The organism is Aeromicrobium sp. Leaf350, assembly GCF_916858655.1.
Classification (GTDB): domain Bacteria; phylum Actinomycetota; class Actinomycetes; order Propionibacteriales; family Nocardioidaceae; genus Aeromicrobium.
On the sequence record NZ_CAKASL010000001.1, the window covers coordinates 1,519,769 to 1,534,968 of the forward strand.

Consider the following 15,200-nt stretch of genomic DNA (forward strand, 5'->3'; position numbering starts at 1 on the left):
GGGCGTGCACTTGAAGCATGAGCGAGCGCCAGCGAGCGATCATCCAGGTGTCCCTCATGCCGGAATCGCCCATCGTTGCTCTTTCCGGGGCGATGACGGCATGAGCATCCGTGAGGTTGCTGTACCCGGCCCGGCGGTCGCCGCGCCGTCCGTCCGCCGCGTCGACGTCTTCGCCCATCGCGGGGCCTCCGGCTACCGGCCGGAGCACACGATCGAGTCCTACCGCCTCGCGATCGAGCTGGGTGCGGACATCATCGAGCCCGACCTCGTCAGCACGCGCGACCACGTCCTGGTGGCCCGTCACGAGAACGAGATCAGCGGCACGACCGACGTCGCCGACCGGCCCGAGTTCGCCGACCGGCACGCGACGAAGGTCGTCGACGACCGCGAGGTGACCGGGTGGTTCACCGAGGACTTCAGCCTCGCCGAGCTCCGCACCCTCCGCGCCCGCGAGCGCCTGCCGCAGGTGCGCCCCGGCAACACGCTCTACGACGGCCTCTACCAGGTGCCGACGTTCGACGAGATCGTCGACCTCGCCCGGTCCGAGTCCTTCCGCACCGGTCGCATGATCTCCGTGGCGCCCGAGACCAAGCACCCCTCGTACTTCGCCTCGATCGGCCTGGAGCTGACCGGGCCGCTCGTCGCCACGCTGCAGCGGGTGGGGTGGACGCACCGGCAGGCACCGGTCGCGATCCAGTCGTTCGAGGTCGGCAACCTGCGTGACCTGGCGACACGGGTGCGCGTGCCGCTCGTGCAGCTCACCTCGGCCTCCGGCGCCCCGTACGACCTCGCCGCCTCCGGGGACCGTCGGACGTACGCCGACCTGCTGAGCCCGTCGGGTCTGCGTGAGATCGCGACGTACGCGACCTGGCTGGGTCCGGAGAAGAGCCAGGTCCTGCCGCGCGACGCCGCGGGCGCGATCGGGGCCCCCAGCACGCTCGTCCCGCAAGCACACGCGGCCGGCCTCAAGGTCGTCGTCTACACCGTGCGGGCCGAGCCGCAGTTCCTGCCGACCAACACCGACGTCCGCGGTGAGCTCGACGCGCTCATCGCGGCCGGGGTCGACGGCGTGTTCGCCGACCAGCCGGACCTCGCGGTGGCCTCAGCCGAACGTGCGCGGGCCGAACTCGGGCTTCTCACCCTTGGTGCCGGCCGACCGCGCGATCTTCGTGTTGGGTGACCGGAACATCGTCAGCTGCAGCCGGCGCTCGAGCCGGAGCTGGGCCCGCAGCCCACGACGGGCGGCCTCGTTGAGCAGCGTCTTGCTCGCACTGACCGAGTCGGGCGAACGCTCGATGAGCTGATCGGCGAGCTCGCGCGCGAGCTTGTCCGGGTCGACGTCGCTGCCGGTCGCCAGGCCCCACTCGGCGGCCTGCTCGCCGGAGAAGATCTCGCCCGTCATCGTGAGCCGCTTGGCGAGGTCGAGGGGGATCTGCTCCACGAGCGGGATCGTGCCGCTCATGTCGGGCACGAGTCCCCACTTCGCCTCGAGGATCGACCACTTCGCGTCCGGGGTGGTGAAGCGGAAGTCGGCGGAGAGCGCGAGCTGGATCCCGGCGCCGAACACGTGGCCCCGGGTGATGGCGATGACCGGCACGGGCAGACGGCGCCAGGCCCACAGCGACTGCTGGAACCGGTTCGTGCCGCGCAACGGGTTCGGGATGAAGTTGGCCACGACCTTGCGCGGCGTCTTGTTGACCGACGGGAAGTCGAGGCCGGCGCAGAACGACTTGCCCTCACCCGACAGCAGGACGACCCGCACGTCCCGGTTGCCGGCGATCTCGGCGGCGCTCGAAAGGAGGCCGTCGAGCAGCGGCAGGTCCACCGCGTTCAGCTTGTCGGGGCGGTTCAGGCGCACGTGGGCGACGGGGCCATCGATCGTGGTGATCACCCGGGATTCAGTCATGCGGCGATGCTACTCGCCAGTACGGTCCGCCAGGCGCGCCAGCACGACGTCGACCGTGCCCGCCAGGTTCACCGGTCGGGCGACGCGCGCGGCCGACTCGTGGTGCATCCGCGCCGGCCAGCCCGGGCCACCGAGCACGACCAGGGCGTCGGCGCGGGCCGCCGACGAGACCTGCCAGACGTGGTCGTCGGCCTCCTTGGGCGACGACGACCACAGGGAGACGACGGCCGGGTGCACCGAGGCGATGACGTTCGCCAGCGCTCCGGCCGGCAGACGCGCGCCGAAGGAGTGGCAGGCCACGCCCCGACCGGCCAGCGCCGCCTGCAGGGCGACGACGGGCAGCGAGTGCGGGTCGTCGTCGACCGTCGCGAGGATGACGCCGGCGTGGCTCCGGTCGAGGTCGGGCGAGGCGCGGACGTAGGCCCGCAGCTCGGTCGCGAGCGTGTCGCTGACGAGGTGCTCCGCGTCGAGCCCGATGATGCCGTCGACCACGGCCTGGCGGACGTGGTGAAGCGCTGGCTGGAGGTAGGCGTCCCAGGCGTCGATGACGCCGACCTCCACCACCACGGCCGCGAGCAGGCGTCCGAGCCGCACGCTGTCGAAGCGCGCGGCCGAGGTGAACACGTCCGCCGCGAACAGCTGCGGCGCCTCGAGGGCGTCGTGCACGTCGGCCGACGGGGTGGGGTGGGCCACCGGGGTGGCATCGTGCGTGGCCGCCAGGGTGGCGGCGGTCCGCGGGGCCACGCCTCGACCGATCAGGCCGTGGAGCAGCTCGACGCGCGAGATGTCGGACTCGGAGTAGCGCCGGTGGCCGCCCTTGGTGCGATCGGTCGGACCGAGTCCGTACCGGCGCTCCCACGTGCGCAACGTCGACGGCGAGACGTGCAGACGTCTGGCCACCGCCCCGACGCTCCACGTCAGCGCGCTGCCCTCATCGTGTGCCGGCTCGCCGGGGTGCTCCAGCGTCGGTTCGTCGTGCGTCGTCATGATTCGTGGTCGAGCGTAGGCCGTGGGCCACGAACCGCATCCCGAGCACCGCGAGCACCAGTCCGGCGGCCAGGCCGACGGCATAGGTGACGACCGGTCCGCCCGGCTCCAGGTCCACGGGGAGCGCGGCCAGGACCAACGCGTACGCCGACCAGGTCGCGATGACCGCCGAGCTGCACCACAGCACCACGACGACCGGACCCGACCGGCGCGACCAGCGCCCGCCCCACCGGGCACGGGCATGGGTCAGGAATGCGGTCGCCAGCACCAGCGCCTGGGCCGACAGGCTCGAGTAGACGGTCGCGAACACCCACCCCCGCAGCGGGGAGTCCGCGTCGGTCGCGGTCAGCGTTCCCTGAGGCAAAGCGACCGCGACGGCGACCACGATCGGCAGCAGCAGGCCGGTCGCGACCCACGCGGGCGGCAGCAGCAGCCACGCCGGAAGTCGGCGGCGCGATCCGGTCAGCGCCGCCACGAGGATGACGAGCGTCAGGTCCATCGCCAGCGTCGCGGCGTTGAGTCCCCACATCGCCGCACCGTCGCCGAAGCTCGGGTCGACGATCCCGGTGCGGCCGCCGAGCAGCCAGTGCACCTTGAGCGCGGCATAGGGAAGCGTCACCAGCAGGGCGACGACGGTCAGGACCGAGGGACGGAGACGAGGCATGCCTCCACGCTCGCCTCCCGCGCACCTGCTGGCCATGGGTGACGTCCCCCGTCCGTCCCCGAGACCGACCCTGACCGGACGTGCTGGTGCCGGTCACCGGTCGGGCGGCCCGGCGACGCCGCGGATAGTGTCGAGCGCATGGATCCGGTCGGGATGCTCATCTGGGGCGCGGGCCTCGTGGGCATCGGCGTCCTCCTCGGACTGGCCCACCGCTGGCTGTCGCTCGAGGTGGTCGTGGCCGTGCTCGCGGGGGCCGGATGCCTCGCGATCGGCGTGATGGGCCGGATGGAGGGCGACGACCTCTCGGTGCGCTGGGCCGCCCTGCCGGTCGCCGCCGGCTCCGTCGTCCTGGCCGTGGCGCTCGTGGGATGGGTGCGGCGAGCTGCGTGACTGAGCGCGGCCATCCGGTCCCTGAGGTGCGAGCGAGGACCGAGCGAGCCTCGAAGGGCGCTCCTTTGCACATACCGAAGTGCGCACAGACAACAGATGCCGGGCCCCAAGAACGGGGCCCGGCATCTGTCGTCTGTGCGCGAGGGGGGATTTGAACCCCCACGCCCTTGCGGACACTGGCACCTGAAGCCAGCGCGTCTACCATTCCGCCACTCGCGCGACATCGTTCGGCGCAGCCGAACGGAGACCGAGTCTAGCACCGGCCCGAGGCGTCACAGACCTGGAGTCGATACGATCGACGGAGGTGCACGACCTACTTGCGGAAAGGGGGAGACATGGCCGGAGTTCTTCAGCGGTTCGAGCAGCGGCTCGAGGGCGTCGTCACGAGCGCCTTTGCCCGGGCGTTCCGCAGTGCTGTCCAGCCCGTCGAGATCGCTGCAGCCCTGCAGCGCGAGATCGACAACTCCGCACAGATCCTCTCCCGTGACCGTCGGCTCGTGCCGAACGACTTCACGGTCGAGCTCTCGCCGAGCGATCACGAACGACTCGTCCCGTTCGGTGAGACGCTCACGGGCGAGCTCAGCACCCTGGTGCGCGAGCACGTCCACGAGCAGCGCTACACGCTCGCCGGTGGCCTGACGATCGAGTTCGTCCAGGCCCCCGAGCTCGGCACCGGCCGCTTCCGCGTCCGCAGCCGCACCAACGCGTCCGTCCGCCCTGCGGCCGGCGCCAAGATGAGCGACTCGGCCGCCCGCCGCGCCGAGGCCTACCTCGAGATCGGCGGACAGCGCCACCCCCTGACCCCGCCCGGCCTGGTCATCGGCCGCGGCTCGGAGTCGGACCTGCGCATCGACGACCCGGGCATCTCGAGGCGGCACTGCGAGCTGCGCATCCACGACACGGGTGAGACGGTGCAGATCACCGTGGCCGACCTCGGCTCCACCAACGGTGTCGTCCTCAACGGTCACCGCGTCTCGTCGGCGACCGTCCCCGACGGGTCGGAGATCCGGCTCGGCAACACCACCGTCGTGGTCCGACTCTCGGAGCGTGAAGCCTGATGTCGGAGCTGACCCTGACCCTCATCAAGCTCGGCTTCCTCGCCGTGCTCTGGATCTTCGTGCTCTCGGCGGTCTCGGTCATCCGCACCGACATCTTCGGCACCAAGGCACCCGAGACGCCCGAGGCCCGCGTCGCGCCCCGCACGGCGCGGCCCACCCCCAAGCCGAAGGCCGCCAAGACGCGCCGCCCGCAGCGCGGCAAGGCGAGCCTGCTCTACGTGGTCGACGGTCCCAATGCCGGCCAGAGCGTCCCGCTGGGTGACCAGCCGATCCTGCTCGGCCGCGGCACCGACGCCGCCATCCGCCTCGACGACGACTACGTCTCGACCCGCCACGCGCGGTTCGCGACCAACGGCGCGGAGTGGTTCGTGGAGGACGTCGGCTCGACCAACGGCACCTTCATCGGCAGCCAGCGCGTCACGAGCCCCGTGGCGATCACGCTGGGCGTGCAGGTCCGCATGGGCAAGACCATCGTCGAGCTGCGGAAGTGACGGCCGCCGTGTCGAACACTGGCCTCGCGCTGCGCTACACCGCGCTCACCGACGTCGGCCTGCGCCGGTCGAACAACCAGGACTCGGGCTACGCCAGCTCGCACCTGCTGCTGCTCGCCGACGGCATGGGCGGCGCCGCCGCCGGTGACCTCGCCTCGTCCGAGGCGGTCACGATCATCCGCGCGGTCGACGACGACCGTGGCGGCGACGCGCTGACGCACCTCAACGACGCCGTCGACGCCGCCAACCGCCGCCTCGGCGACCTCATCCAGGCCGACCCCGCCGTCGAGGGCATGGGCACCACGATCGAGGCGATGCTGTGGGACGGCGAGAAGTTCGCGGTCGGCCACGTCGGCGACTCCCGGGCCTACCGGCTGCGCGAGGGGCGGCTCACCCAGCTCAGCGCCGACCACACGTTCGTGCAGAGCCTGGTCGACGAGGGCCGCATCACCCGTGAGGAGGCCCGCCACCACCCGCATCGCTCGCTGCTGCTGCGAGCCATGCTCGGTCGTGACGACTTCGAGGCCGACTACTCCTGGCTGCAGCCCCAGCTCGGCGACCGCTACCTGCTGTGCAGCGACGGCCTCTCCGACATGGTCGAGGACGAGGCGATCACGAGGGCCCTCGCCTCGGCGTCGATCGACGTCGCCGCGACCGAGCTCGTGCGCCTGGCCCTGGAGGGTGGCGGCGCCGACAACGTCACCGTCGTGATCGGCGAGATGGTCGCGGCCGACACCCTCGACGAGGAGTCCGAGCTCGCGTGCGCCGACGGCGTCCCGCAGCTCGTCGGCGCCGCCGCCGAGTCGCCGCAGCCCCGTCGCGGCGCCACGGTCGACGTGCACGACTCCACCGCCAGCTTCTCGGCCGACCCCGAGGAGCTGCGCTACGCACCGCTGGCCCCCTCGCGCTGGCGCTTCGCCCGCTGGGGCGCCGCACTCGTGGTGCTCCTGGTCGCCGTCGGCGCCGCCGGTTGGTACGCCTACCAGTGGACACAGGACCAGTACTTCGTCAGCGAGAGCGACGGCAGCGTGGCGATCTACCGTGGCGTCGACGCCGACCTGCCCTTCATCACGCTCCGCCACCTGGAGTCCACCTCCGACGTCGAGGTCGACTCCCTGCCCTCGTTCCAGCAGGGTCAGATCCGCGACGGCATCGAGGCCACCGACCTGGCCGACGCCGAGCAGATCGTGCGCGACCTCCGGGAGGACGTCGTGCCCGACCCGACCACCACGCCGACCCCGACCCCGGCCGTCCCCACCGAGACCCCGCTCGCGCCCGGGACGACGGTGGCCCCGTGAGCAGCTCCGTGAGCAGCGAGGCCACCTGGGTCCCCCGCAAGCGCCGCGGGGCCGAGCTCGTCCTGACGGTCATGGCCGTCGGCCTGGCGATCTTCGCCTACTGCGCCGTCGGGCTCGGCGCCGAGGGTCGCGTGCCCGCCGGCGTCGTCGGTCTCTCCGTCACGCTCATCGCCGTCGCCGTGGCGGCCAACCTCCTGATCCGGCGGTTCGCCCCGTACGCCGACCCGGTGCTGCTGCCGCTCGTGCTGTGCCTCAACGGCCTCGGACTCGCGATGATCTACCGCATCGACCTGGGCTACGAGGAGCGCCGCGACAGCTGGGCGTCCCTCGCGCCGAACCAGCTCATGTGGACCGCGCTCGGCCTCGTCGCGTTCGCGATCGTGCTGCTGGTCATCCGCGACCATCGCCGACTGCAGACGCTGACGTACAGCTTCGGCCTCGCGGCCGTCGTGCTGCTGATCCTCCCGCTCGTGCCGGGCATCGGCGAGAACATCCGCGGCGCCCGCATCTGGATCTCGCTCGGACCGTTCAGCTTCCAGCCCGGCGAGGCCGCCAAGATCTGCCTGGCCATCTTCTTCGCCGGCTACCTTGCCGAGAAGCGCGAGGCCCTGGCGCTCGCCGGACGCCGCGTCATCGGCATCGACCTGCCCCGCGGTCGCGACCTCGGGCCCATCATCGCGGCCTGGCTCGTCAGCATCGGCGTGCTGGTGCTGCAGCGCGACCTCGGCTCGTCGCTGCTGTTCTTCGGCCTGTTCGTGGTGCTGCTCTTCATCGCGACCGAGCGCCCCGGCTGGATCTTCGTCGGCGGCCTGCTCTTCGTGCTCGGGGCGTGGTTCGGCTACCTGCAGTTCGGTCACGTCCGGGCGCGGTTCGACGTCTGGCTGCACCCCTTCGACAACCCCGACCAGAACTTCCAGGTCATCAGTGCGCTGTACGGACTCGCCCACGGCGGGCTGCTCGGGCGCGGCTGGGGGCAGGGCAGCCCCGAGATCACCCCGTTCGGCTACTCCGACTTCATCGCCGCCTCGATGGGCGAGGAGCTCGGCCTGACCGGGCTCATGGCGATCCTGCTGATCTACGGGCTCATCGTCGAGCGCGGCCTCCGCATCTCGCTGACGTGCCGCGACGCCTTCGGCAAGCTGCTCGCCGCGGGCCTGGCGATCTCGCTCGCGCTGCAGGTCTTCGTCGTGATCGGCGGCGTCACCCGCCTGATCCCCCTGACGGGCCTCACCACACCGTTCCTGTCACAAGGCGGGTCGTCGATCGTCATGAACTGGGCGATCATCGCGATCCTGCTGCGCATCAGTGACCAGACCCGTCGCCCGGCGCCCGCCGTGCAGACCGTCGGCGAGGACGAGGCGACGCAGGTGGTGAAGCTGTGAACACCCCCATCCGACGGCTCGCCGTCGCCTGCCTGGTGCTGTTCGTGGCCCTCATGGGCAACGCGACCTACGTGCAGTACGTGCAGGCCGGCGACCTCAACGCCAAGTCGAACAACAAGCGCGTCATCGACGACGAGTACGCGCGCGAGCGCGGCGCGATCCTCGTCGGCGGCGAGCCGGTCGCCGAGAGCGTCCCGTCCGACGACCAGTTCGAGTTCCTGCGCACCTACCCGAACGGTCCGCTGTACGCGCACCTCACCGGGTTCTTCTCCTACACGTACGGGCGCTCGGCGATCGAGGACACCGAGAACCCGCTCTTGTCGGGCAGCGACAACCGCCTCTTCGTCAACCGCGTCGTCGACCTGATCGCCAACAAGCAGCCCAAGGGCGGCAGCGTCGAGCTGACCATCGACGGCGCGGGCCAGCAGACCGCGGCCGCGGCCCTTGCCGCGCTGCCTCCGGGCACGAAGGGCTCGGTCGTCGCGCTCGACCCCACGACCGGTGCGGTGCTGACGATGGTCTCGCAGCCGTCGTACGACCCGAACGCCCTGGCCTCGCACGACTTCCCGGCCGTCAACCAGGCCTGGCAGACGCTCAACGACGACCCGGCCAACCCCCTCCTCAACCGGGCCACGCAGGAGATCCAGCCGCCCGGTTCGACGTTCAAGCTCGTCACCGCGTCAGCGGCGCTCGAGACGCTCGACCTGAACCCGGGCTCGGTCGTCCAGGGCGGCTCCGAGCTGGCCTTCCCCGGCATCGAGTACACGCTGCCGAACTCCGGCGGCGGCAACTGCGGCGGCGACCAGATCACGCTCGAGCGGGCCCTCAACGTCTCCTGCAACGTCTCGTTCGGCTCGCTCGCCACGCAGATCGGTCAGGGCGCGCTCGACGAGCAGGCCGCGAAGTTCGGCTTCGGCGACCGCGTCATCGAGAGCATCGCGTCGAACGCCAGCCGCTTCACGACCGAGGGCACCGAGCTCGAGCTGCCGCAGCTCGCGCAGACCGGCATCGGCCAGTACGAGGTCGCGGCCACCCCGCTGCAGATGGCCATGGTCGCCGCGGGCATCGCCAACGACGGCGTCGTGATGCAGCCCTACGTCGTGCAGACCGTCCGCGATCCCAGCCTGCGCGTCCTCGACGACGCGGGTGACGGCGAGGAGTACAGCACCGCGCTGACCCCCGATCACGCCACGATGATGCAGCAGATGATGATCAGCACCGTGCAGAGCGGCACCGCGTCGTCGGCCCGCATCAACGGCGTCGAGGTCGGCGGCAAGACCGGCACGGCCCAGCGCGGCAACGGACTCCCGAACCTGGCGTGGTTCGCCTCGTTCGCGACGTCCGGGGACCAGCAGGTCGCCGTCGCGGTCATGGTCGAGTCCGCGGAGGCCACCGACGACATCTCGGGCGGCCGCCTCGCCGGCCCCATCGCCCGGTCGGTCATGGAGGCGTTGCTCGCGCCATGACCCCACCACTTCGTGACCTCGTGGCTTCGGCCCGAATCGCCCTCGACTTTGGGAGAGTGTCCTCATGACGGATTCCGACAGCTCGGCCCTGCTCGGCGGCCGCTACCAGCTCGGTGACGTGCTGGGCCGCGGCGGCATGGCCGACGTCCGGATCGGCCAGGACCTCCGCCTCGGGCGCACGGTCGCGGTCAAGCAGCTGCGACCCGACCTGGCCTCGGACCCCACCTTCCAGGAGCGGTTCCGTCGTGAGGCGCAGTCGGCCGCCGCGCTCAACCACCCCTCGATCGTCGCGGTCTACGACACGGGCGAGGCCCCGAACGAGCAGGGCACCTCGATCCCCTACATCGTGATGGAGCGGGTCGAGGGCCAGACCCTGCGCGAGGTCCTGCGCGACGGGCGCAAGATCCTGCCCGAGCGCGCGATGACGATCACCGCCGACATCCTGGCGGCGCTCGACTACAGCCACCGCTCCGGCATCATCCACCGCGACATCAAGCCCGCGAACGTCATGCTGACGCCGTCGGGCCAGGTCAAGGTCATGGACTTCGGCATCGCCCGGGCCATCGCCGACGCCTCGTCCGCGATGACGCAGACCGCGGCCGTCATCGGCACGGCGCAGTACCTCTCGCCCGAGCAGGCGCGCGGCGAGACCGTCGACGCCCGCAGCGACATCTACTCGACGGGCTGCCTGCTCTACGAGCTCCTCACGGGTCGCCCGCCGTTCGTCGGCGACAGCCCTGTGTCGGTCGCGTACCAGCACGTCCGCGAGGAGGCGCGACCCCCGTCGCAGCTCAACCCCGACGTCTCCATGTCGATCGACCACATCGTCGCCAAGTCGCTGGCCAAGCGGGTCGACGACCGCTACCAGTCGGCCGGCGACATGCGCCGCGACATCGAGCGAGCCATCGCCGGCCAGCGGGTCGACGCACCCACCACGACCGTGCCGCCCGTCGGCGCCACGCAGGTCGCTCCGGCCGTCGCCGCACCGCGCGAGCCGGGCGCTCGCCGTGCCGTCGACGAGGACGAGTCGGGCGGCAAGGGCAAGTGGTGGGCCATCGGCGCGCTCGTCGTGCTGCTGCTCGCCGGCGCCGCGTTCGGCATCTGGAAGCTCACCGAGCCCGAACCGGCCGCCACCCCGACCGTCGAGATCCCCGACACGGCGGGGCAGACCGTCGACGCCGCCACGGGCCGCCTCACCGAGGCCGGTCTGACCGTCTCGGCCGAGCCGCAGGAGCGGGCCGACGCCACCGTGCCGGCCGGCCAGGTCATCGGTACCGACCCGGAGGCCGGCGAGACGGTCGACGAGGGCACCGAGGTGACGCTGATCGTCAGCACCGGGCCCGAACCCTTCGACATGCCGGACGTCCGCGACCTCACCTACGACCAGGCCGCCGCCAACCTGCAGGCCCAGGGGCTCCAGGTCACACGCGAGGACCGCGACTCCGAGCAGCAGAAGGACACCGTCATCCAGTCGAACCCGCCCGCCGGCACCTCCGTGCTGCCGGGGCAGACCGTGACGCTCATCGTGTCGAAGGGTCAGATCCAGGTGCCCGACGTGACGGGCATGGACGTCGCCACGGCGATCTCGACGCTGACGACCGCCGGGTTCGACCCGGCGAAGATCGCCCAGCAGACCGAGGCCACGCTGACCGATCCGCCCGGAACCGTGCTCGAGCAGTCGCTCAGCCCGGGCAGCCGGGTCTCGCCCGACTCCTCGATCGCCCTGACCGTCGCGGCGGCGGTCGGTGACCCGGGCACCGACACCGACGCAGGCTGACCCCAGCCGTCCGGCTGGGCGCGACGCCCGTGCTCAGCCGGCGGTGGGGACCGTGGCGTGGCGCAGGTCGACCTGACCCGTGTACGTGGGTGCGGTGATCGTGCCGTCGACCTCGGTCGACAGGCCCAGGCCGAACTTGCGCACGTACTCGCGGTAGACCTCGACCTGTGAGGACTCGTCGAGCGCGTTCTGCAGGCGTGACGTCGTGCCGATCGCCTCGATGACGTACGGCGGGGAGTACGGGACGCCGTCGACGACGACCGTGCTGCCGACGCACTTGATGCCCGAGGTCGACACGAGGCGCTGACCCTGCAGCGTCACCGCGCGGGCGCCGCCGGCCCACATCGCGTTGACGAAGCCCTGGATGTCCTGCTGGTGCACGACCAGCTGGTTCGGATCGGTGGCGCTGGCGTCGGCCGAGCGCGGGGCGTCGGTCAGCGTGATGCGGAGCCCTGAGCCCTGCAGCTCGACCATGCCGGCCTGTGCGGCCGCGGCGTCGCCGGAGGCGAGCAGCTGGTCGAGCTCGGGAGCGCCGACCGCCGCCGAGAGTCCGGCGATCTGGTCCTCGAGCGAGGAGGCGGACGAGCGCTTGAGCTCGACCTCACGGGCACGGTCCTGCAGCAGGGTCGCGATGTCGCCACCCGCGGGACGCAGGTCGGAGCCCTGCGAGGTGACGGCGCTCGAGACGAAGGCGTAACCGGCCAGGACGCTGACGCACAGCGCACCGATGCGCCACGCGCCCGGTCGCACCGACACCGCCACGTCGACCTCCTCGAGTGCCCCTGCGGGACACCCTGTTCCGCAGTGACTACGCTAGCGGAGGTGCCGGAGCCCGGCCCGACCCACGCCGCACGCCCACCGAGACCGAGGTACCCCGTGAGCAAGTCCCCGTCGACATCCCGTATCCGCGGCGGCTGGTGGCACCCGGCCGCGATCCTCCTGGGCCTGCTCGGCGCCGGCTGGGCGATCATGTGGCTGTTCTGGAAGCTCGACACGAACCTGCCCGGACCCGAGGTGCCGCAGGCCATCACCGACCTCGGCAACTGGAACTGGGCCATCGCGGGCGTGCTCGTGCTCGTCGCCTCGTTCGTCGCCTCGGGCACGGCCCCCGAGCCGGAGCCCGGTGCGACCCTCGGCTGGCGCTACGCCCCGCAGCTCATGATCGCCAGCGCGCTCATCGGGCTGCTGTGGATCGTGACGTTCTACACGATCTCCAACACCGACGTGGACCTGCCGGTCATCACCGACCTCGGCAACTGGAACCTCGTCATCGGCATGGGCTTCATCGTCGCGGCGTTCGGCTTCGCGACCAAGTGGGAGTGAGCGCCTGACGGCGCGACTTACACCGGTGTAACTCTCCACATGTGGGGAGAAGGCTGTGGAAAAGTGTGCTCGGTCAGATGTCGAGGGACAGGGTGCGGAGCACGGCGATCGCGACGGCGAGCACGACGAGCAGCACGACGCCGATGGTCTGGGCGATCGCGCCCTTGCCGCGGGGGGCCACCGAGAGCGCGAGACCGAACAGCACGCCGGCGACGAACCCGCCGAGGTGTCCCTGCCAGCTGATGCCGTCGCGCAGGCTCAGCACCGCGTTGATGGCGATGAGCACCACGAGCGTGCGGACGTCCTGGCGCGCCTTCAGCAGCATGACCAGCGCGAGACCGAGCAGCGCGAACACCGCGCCGGACGCCCCGACCGTGACGCTGCGCGGGTCGGAGAGCAGGTAGACGACGGCACCGGAGAACACGGCCGAGGCGAGGTAGAACGCCACGAACCGCGCCGTGCCGAGGATGTTCTCGAGGAACGCCCCGAAGAAGTAGAGCCCCAGCATGTTGAACGCCAGGTGCAGGAAGCCGGCGTGCAGGAACGCCGACGTCAGGAGCCGCCAGTACTCACCGCCGGAGACTCCCTCGACCACGACGCCGTCGTAGATGACGGGCTGGCCGATGAGCGAGCCGTAGATCTCCAGCTCGCGCAGCGCCGGGAGCGTGCTGAGCAGGTACACCACGACGTTGATGCCGATGAGGCTCATCGTCGCCGCGCCCTCGCGGCCGGGGATCGCACCCCCGGCCACGGTGCGCGGCTGACGAACGGCCTTGGCGCCCTTCGCCAGGCACTCCGGGCACTGGAAACCCACCGAGGCGTCCCTCATGCACTCCGGACAGATCGGGCGCTCACACCTCTGGCACGAGATGTAGGCCTCCCGGTCCGGGTGCCGGTAACAGACGGACGGGCTACTCACGATCGGTCACGCTCACGCGCGGGTGATGCTGACCTTCTCGATCGTCACCGGCTCGAGCGGGCGGTCGAAGCCATCGGTGCGGACGGCCGCGATCGCGTCGACGATCTTCTGGCCCTCCGGATCGGTGACCTCACCGAAGATCGTGTGCTTGCGGTTCAGGTGCGGGGTCGGCGTGACCGTCACGAAGAACTGCGAGCCGTTCGTGCCCGGACCGGCGTTGGCCATGGCCAGCAGGTAGGGACGGTCGAACTTCTTCTCCGGGTGGAACTCGTCACCGAACGTGTACCCCGGGCCACCGGTGCCGGTGCCGAGCGGGCACCCGCCCTGGATCATGAAGCCGGAGATGATGCGGTGGAAGGTCAGGCCGTCGTAGAACGGCTCGGTGCTCACCGAACCGGAGTTGGGATCGACCCATTCCTTGGTGCCCTCGGCAAGCCCGACGAAGTTCTCCACCGTCGCCGGCGCATGGTTCGCGAAGAGCTCGACGGGGACGTCGCCGAGGTTGGTGTGCAGGGTCGCGATCAGCTGGGCGGCCACGTGTGTCCTTTCGGGGGGGAAGTACGCGGCTATTCTCCCACGTCACACCAATCACGCGCCGACTCGGTCCACGGGCGCGTCCCGTCGGTAGGTTGGCGTCATGATCTCCTCCCGCCCGCGACGTGCGCTGCTGCTCCTGGCCGCCGCAGCGCTCGTCGCCGCCGTGTTCCGTCTCGCCACCGCTGACGCCGGCGGCGTCTACGACCCGGCGGACGTCCGATGAGCCCGCAGGTCACCGTCACTCGGGAGGGCGGGGTCGCCGTCGTCACCTTCACCGACGGCGGCGTGAACCTCTACTCGCTGGAGATGCACGACGCGTTCGACGCCGCGCTGGACGCGATCGAGGCCGACCTGCCGCGCGCCGTCGTGGTGCGGGCCGAGGGCAAGCTCGTGTCGGGCGGTGTCGACGTCGCGCAGTTCTTCGCGCGCAAGACCAAGGCCGACACCAAGGCGCTCTACGACCGCATGATGGAGCTGCCCGACCGTTTCGCGGCGCTCGACGTGCCCACGATCTTCGCCGCCCACGGTCTGACGCTGACCTGGGCGCTGGAGGTCGCCCTGGCGTGCGACGTGCTGCTGGCCTCCCCGCGCGCGAAGTTCGGCCTGGTCGAGCGGGTCATCGGCCTGACCCCCACGATGGGTGGCACGCAGCGGTTCGCAGCGCGCGCCGGTGTGGCGCGGGCGAAGGAGTTCGTCTTCACGGGCGACCTCTACGACGCCGCCACCCTCGAGCGCTGGAACGTCGTCAACCGCGTTCTCGACGGCGACGACTTCGACTCCGAGGTCCTCGCGTTCGCCGAGCACCTGGCCGTCGGCCCGACCAAGGCATTCGGCGCCGCGAAGCAGATCCTGCGCCTGCTCGAAACCGAGGGGCTGGCGTCCACCAACACCGGCACCACGGCGATCGCCGCCGAGCTGTTCGACACCGAGGACCTCCACGGCGGCATGGTCTCGTTCCTGGAGAACGGCCCCGGCAAGGCCACGTTCAACGGCCGCTAGAAG

The 15,200-nt window shown here is 71.2% G+C and carries 17 protein-coding genes and 1 tRNA gene; 11 read left to right on the forward strand and 7 right to left on the reverse strand.

Annotated features, from left to right (window positions below; genetic code table 11):
- The first annotated feature begins 100 nt into the window (after positions 1–100).
- Complete coding sequence (locus LO931_RS07645) at positions 101–1,180, forward strand: glycerophosphodiester phosphodiesterase (RefSeq protein WP_229052689.1); 1,080 nt, start codon at positions 101–103, stop codon at positions 1,178–1,180.
- On the opposite strand, the gene LO931_RS07650 is transcribed toward LO931_RS07645, so the two are convergent.
- The 3 genes from LO931_RS07650 to LO931_RS07660 are packed head-to-tail and all read right to left on the reverse strand — an operon-like array spanning position 1,103 to position 3,557.
- Positions 1,103–1,906: a crotonase/enoyl-CoA hydratase family protein gene (locus LO931_RS07650; RefSeq protein ID WP_229052692.1), complete on the reverse strand. Its 804-nt coding sequence runs from the start codon at positions 1,904–1,906 to the stop codon at positions 1,103–1,105. The genes LO931_RS07645 and LO931_RS07650 overlap by 78 nt on opposite strands.
- A gap of 9 nt (positions 1,907–1,915) precedes the next feature.
- Entirely contained in the window at positions 1,916–2,893 is a 978-nt protein-coding gene (locus tag LO931_RS07655) for a MerR family transcriptional regulator (RefSeq protein ID WP_229052694.1), read from the reverse strand.
- Positions 2,838–3,557: a hypothetical protein gene (locus LO931_RS07660; protein WP_229052696.1), complete on the reverse strand. Its 720-nt coding sequence runs from the start codon at positions 3,555–3,557 to the stop codon at positions 2,838–2,840. The genes LO931_RS07655 and LO931_RS07660 overlap by 56 nt, the downstream gene beginning before the upstream one ends.
- Positions 3,558–3,695: 138 nt before the next feature.
- Between LO931_RS07660 and LO931_RS07665 the strand changes: the two genes are divergently transcribed.
- A complete protein-coding gene (locus LO931_RS07665) occupies positions 3,696–3,947 on the forward strand; it encodes a hypothetical protein (protein ID WP_229052698.1) in 252 nt (83 codons plus the stop codon).
- 136 nt (positions 3,948–4,083) lie between these two features.
- Here the strand turns inward: LO931_RS07665 and LO931_RS07670 are convergent.
- Positions 4,084–4,166 (reverse strand) — tRNA-Leu (locus LO931_RS07670).
- Positions 4,167–4,282: 116 nt separating this feature from the next.
- On the opposite strand from LO931_RS07670, the gene LO931_RS07675 reads away from it, so the two are divergent.
- From LO931_RS07675 to pknB, 6 genes are all read left to right on the forward strand, one after another.
- Positions 4,283–5,005 (forward strand): DUF3662 and FHA domain-containing protein, encoded by a 723-nt coding sequence (locus tag LO931_RS07675; RefSeq protein ID WP_229052700.1) that lies wholly within the window; start codon positions 4,283–4,285, stop codon positions 5,003–5,005.
- The gene (locus LO931_RS07680) at positions 5,005–5,496 is read left to right on the forward strand and encodes an FHA domain-containing protein (RefSeq protein ID WP_229052702.1); all 492 of its coding nucleotides are present in this window, start codon (positions 5,005–5,007) and stop codon (positions 5,494–5,496) included. Before LO931_RS07675 ends, LO931_RS07680 begins: the two co-directional genes overlap by 1 nt.
- 8 nt (positions 5,497–5,504) lie before the next feature.
- Positions 5,505–6,794, forward strand: coding sequence for a PP2C family serine/threonine-protein phosphatase (locus tag LO931_RS07685; RefSeq protein WP_229052704.1), 1,290 nt, complete (start codon positions 5,505–5,507; stop codon positions 6,792–6,794).
- Positions 6,791–8,176, forward strand: a complete 1,386-nt coding sequence (locus tag LO931_RS07690; RefSeq protein WP_229052706.1) for an FtsW/RodA/SpoVE family cell cycle protein — start codon at positions 6,791–6,793, stop codon at positions 8,174–8,176. Before LO931_RS07685 ends, LO931_RS07690 begins: the two co-directional genes overlap by 4 nt.
- Positions 8,173–9,642, forward strand: coding sequence for a penicillin-binding protein 2 (locus tag LO931_RS07695; RefSeq protein ID WP_229052708.1), 1,470 nt, complete (start codon positions 8,173–8,175; stop codon positions 9,640–9,642). The genes LO931_RS07690 and LO931_RS07695 overlap by 4 nt, the downstream gene beginning before the upstream one ends.
- A 64-nt stretch (positions 9,643–9,706) precedes the next feature.
- Positions 9,707–11,419 carry a Stk1 family PASTA domain-containing Ser/Thr kinase gene (gene pknB, locus LO931_RS07700; protein ID WP_229052710.1) on the forward strand — a complete coding sequence of 571 codons (1,713 nt, stop codon included), beginning with the start codon at positions 9,707–9,709 and terminating at the stop codon, positions 11,417–11,419.
- A gap of 33 nt (positions 11,420–11,452) precedes the next feature.
- Here the strand turns inward: pknB and LO931_RS07705 are convergent, their stop codons facing one another.
- Complete coding sequence (locus LO931_RS07705) at positions 11,453–12,181, reverse strand: DUF881 domain-containing protein (RefSeq protein ID WP_229052712.1); 729 nt, start codon at positions 12,179–12,181, stop codon at positions 11,453–11,455.
- Positions 12,182–12,295: 114 nt separating this feature from the next.
- Here LO931_RS07705 and LO931_RS07710 point away from each other — a divergent pair, with 114 nt between their 5' ends.
- Complete coding sequence (locus LO931_RS07710) at positions 12,296–12,742, forward strand: cell division protein CrgA (protein WP_229052715.1); 447 nt, start codon at positions 12,296–12,298, stop codon at positions 12,740–12,742.
- Positions 12,743–12,815: 73 nt separating this feature from the next.
- On the opposite strand, the gene LO931_RS07715 is transcribed toward LO931_RS07710, so the two are convergent.
- A complete protein-coding gene (locus LO931_RS07715; RefSeq protein ID WP_229052717.1) occupies positions 12,816–13,556 on the reverse strand; it encodes a rhomboid family intramembrane serine protease in 741 nt (246 codons plus the stop codon).
- A gap of 117 nt (positions 13,557–13,673) precedes the next feature.
- Entirely contained in the window at positions 13,674–14,198 is a 525-nt protein-coding gene (locus tag LO931_RS07720; RefSeq protein WP_229052719.1) for a peptidylprolyl isomerase, read from the reverse strand.
- A gap of 100 nt (positions 14,199–14,298) precedes the next feature.
- On the opposite strand from LO931_RS07720, the gene LO931_RS17555 reads away from it, so the two are divergent.
- Positions 14,299–14,421 (forward strand): hypothetical protein, encoded by a 123-nt coding sequence (locus LO931_RS17555; RefSeq protein ID WP_255657798.1) that lies wholly within the window; start codon positions 14,299–14,301, stop codon positions 14,419–14,421.
- On the forward strand, positions 14,418–15,197 hold the full coding sequence (locus tag LO931_RS07725; protein WP_229052721.1) for an enoyl-CoA hydratase/isomerase family protein: 780 nt from the start codon (positions 14,418–14,420) through the stop codon (positions 15,195–15,197). The genes LO931_RS17555 and LO931_RS07725 overlap by 4 nt, the downstream gene beginning before the upstream one ends.
- Positions 15,198–15,200: the final 3 nt, after the last annotated feature.

Excerpts from the sequence above, each read along its gene's own strand:
- LO931_RS07645 (WP_229052689.1), top strand. The coding sequence starts at position 101 with ATGAGCATCCGTGAGGTTGCTGTACCCGGCCCGGCGGTCGCCGCGCCG.
- LO931_RS07650 (WP_229052692.1), bottom strand. The coding sequence starts at position 1,906 with ATGACTGAATCCCGGGTGATCACCACGATCGATGGCCCCGTCGCCCAC.
- LO931_RS07655 (WP_229052694.1), bottom strand. The coding sequence starts at position 2,893 with ATGACGACGCACGACGAACCGACGCTGGAGCACCCCGGCGAGCCGGCA.
- LO931_RS07660 (WP_229052696.1), bottom strand. The coding sequence starts at position 3,557 with ATGCCTCGTCTCCGTCCCTCGGTCCTGACCGTCGTCGCCCTGCTGGTG.
- LO931_RS07665 (WP_229052698.1), top strand. The coding sequence starts at position 3,696 with ATGGATCCGGTCGGGATGCTCATCTGGGGCGCGGGCCTCGTGGGCATC.
- LO931_RS07675 (WP_229052700.1), top strand. The coding sequence starts at position 4,283 with ATGGCCGGAGTTCTTCAGCGGTTCGAGCAGCGGCTCGAGGGCGTCGTC.
- LO931_RS07680 (WP_229052702.1), top strand. The coding sequence starts at position 5,005 with ATGTCGGAGCTGACCCTGACCCTCATCAAGCTCGGCTTCCTCGCCGTG.
- pknB (WP_229052710.1), top strand. The coding sequence starts at position 9,707 with ATGACGGATTCCGACAGCTCGGCCCTGCTCGGCGGCCGCTACCAGCTC.
- LO931_RS17555 (WP_255657798.1), top strand. The coding sequence starts at position 14,299 with ATGATCTCCTCCCGCCCGCGACGTGCGCTGCTGCTCCTGGCCGCCGCA.
- LO931_RS07725 (WP_229052721.1), top strand. The coding sequence starts at position 14,418 with ATGAGCCCGCAGGTCACCGTCACTCGGGAGGGCGGGGTCGCCGTCGTC.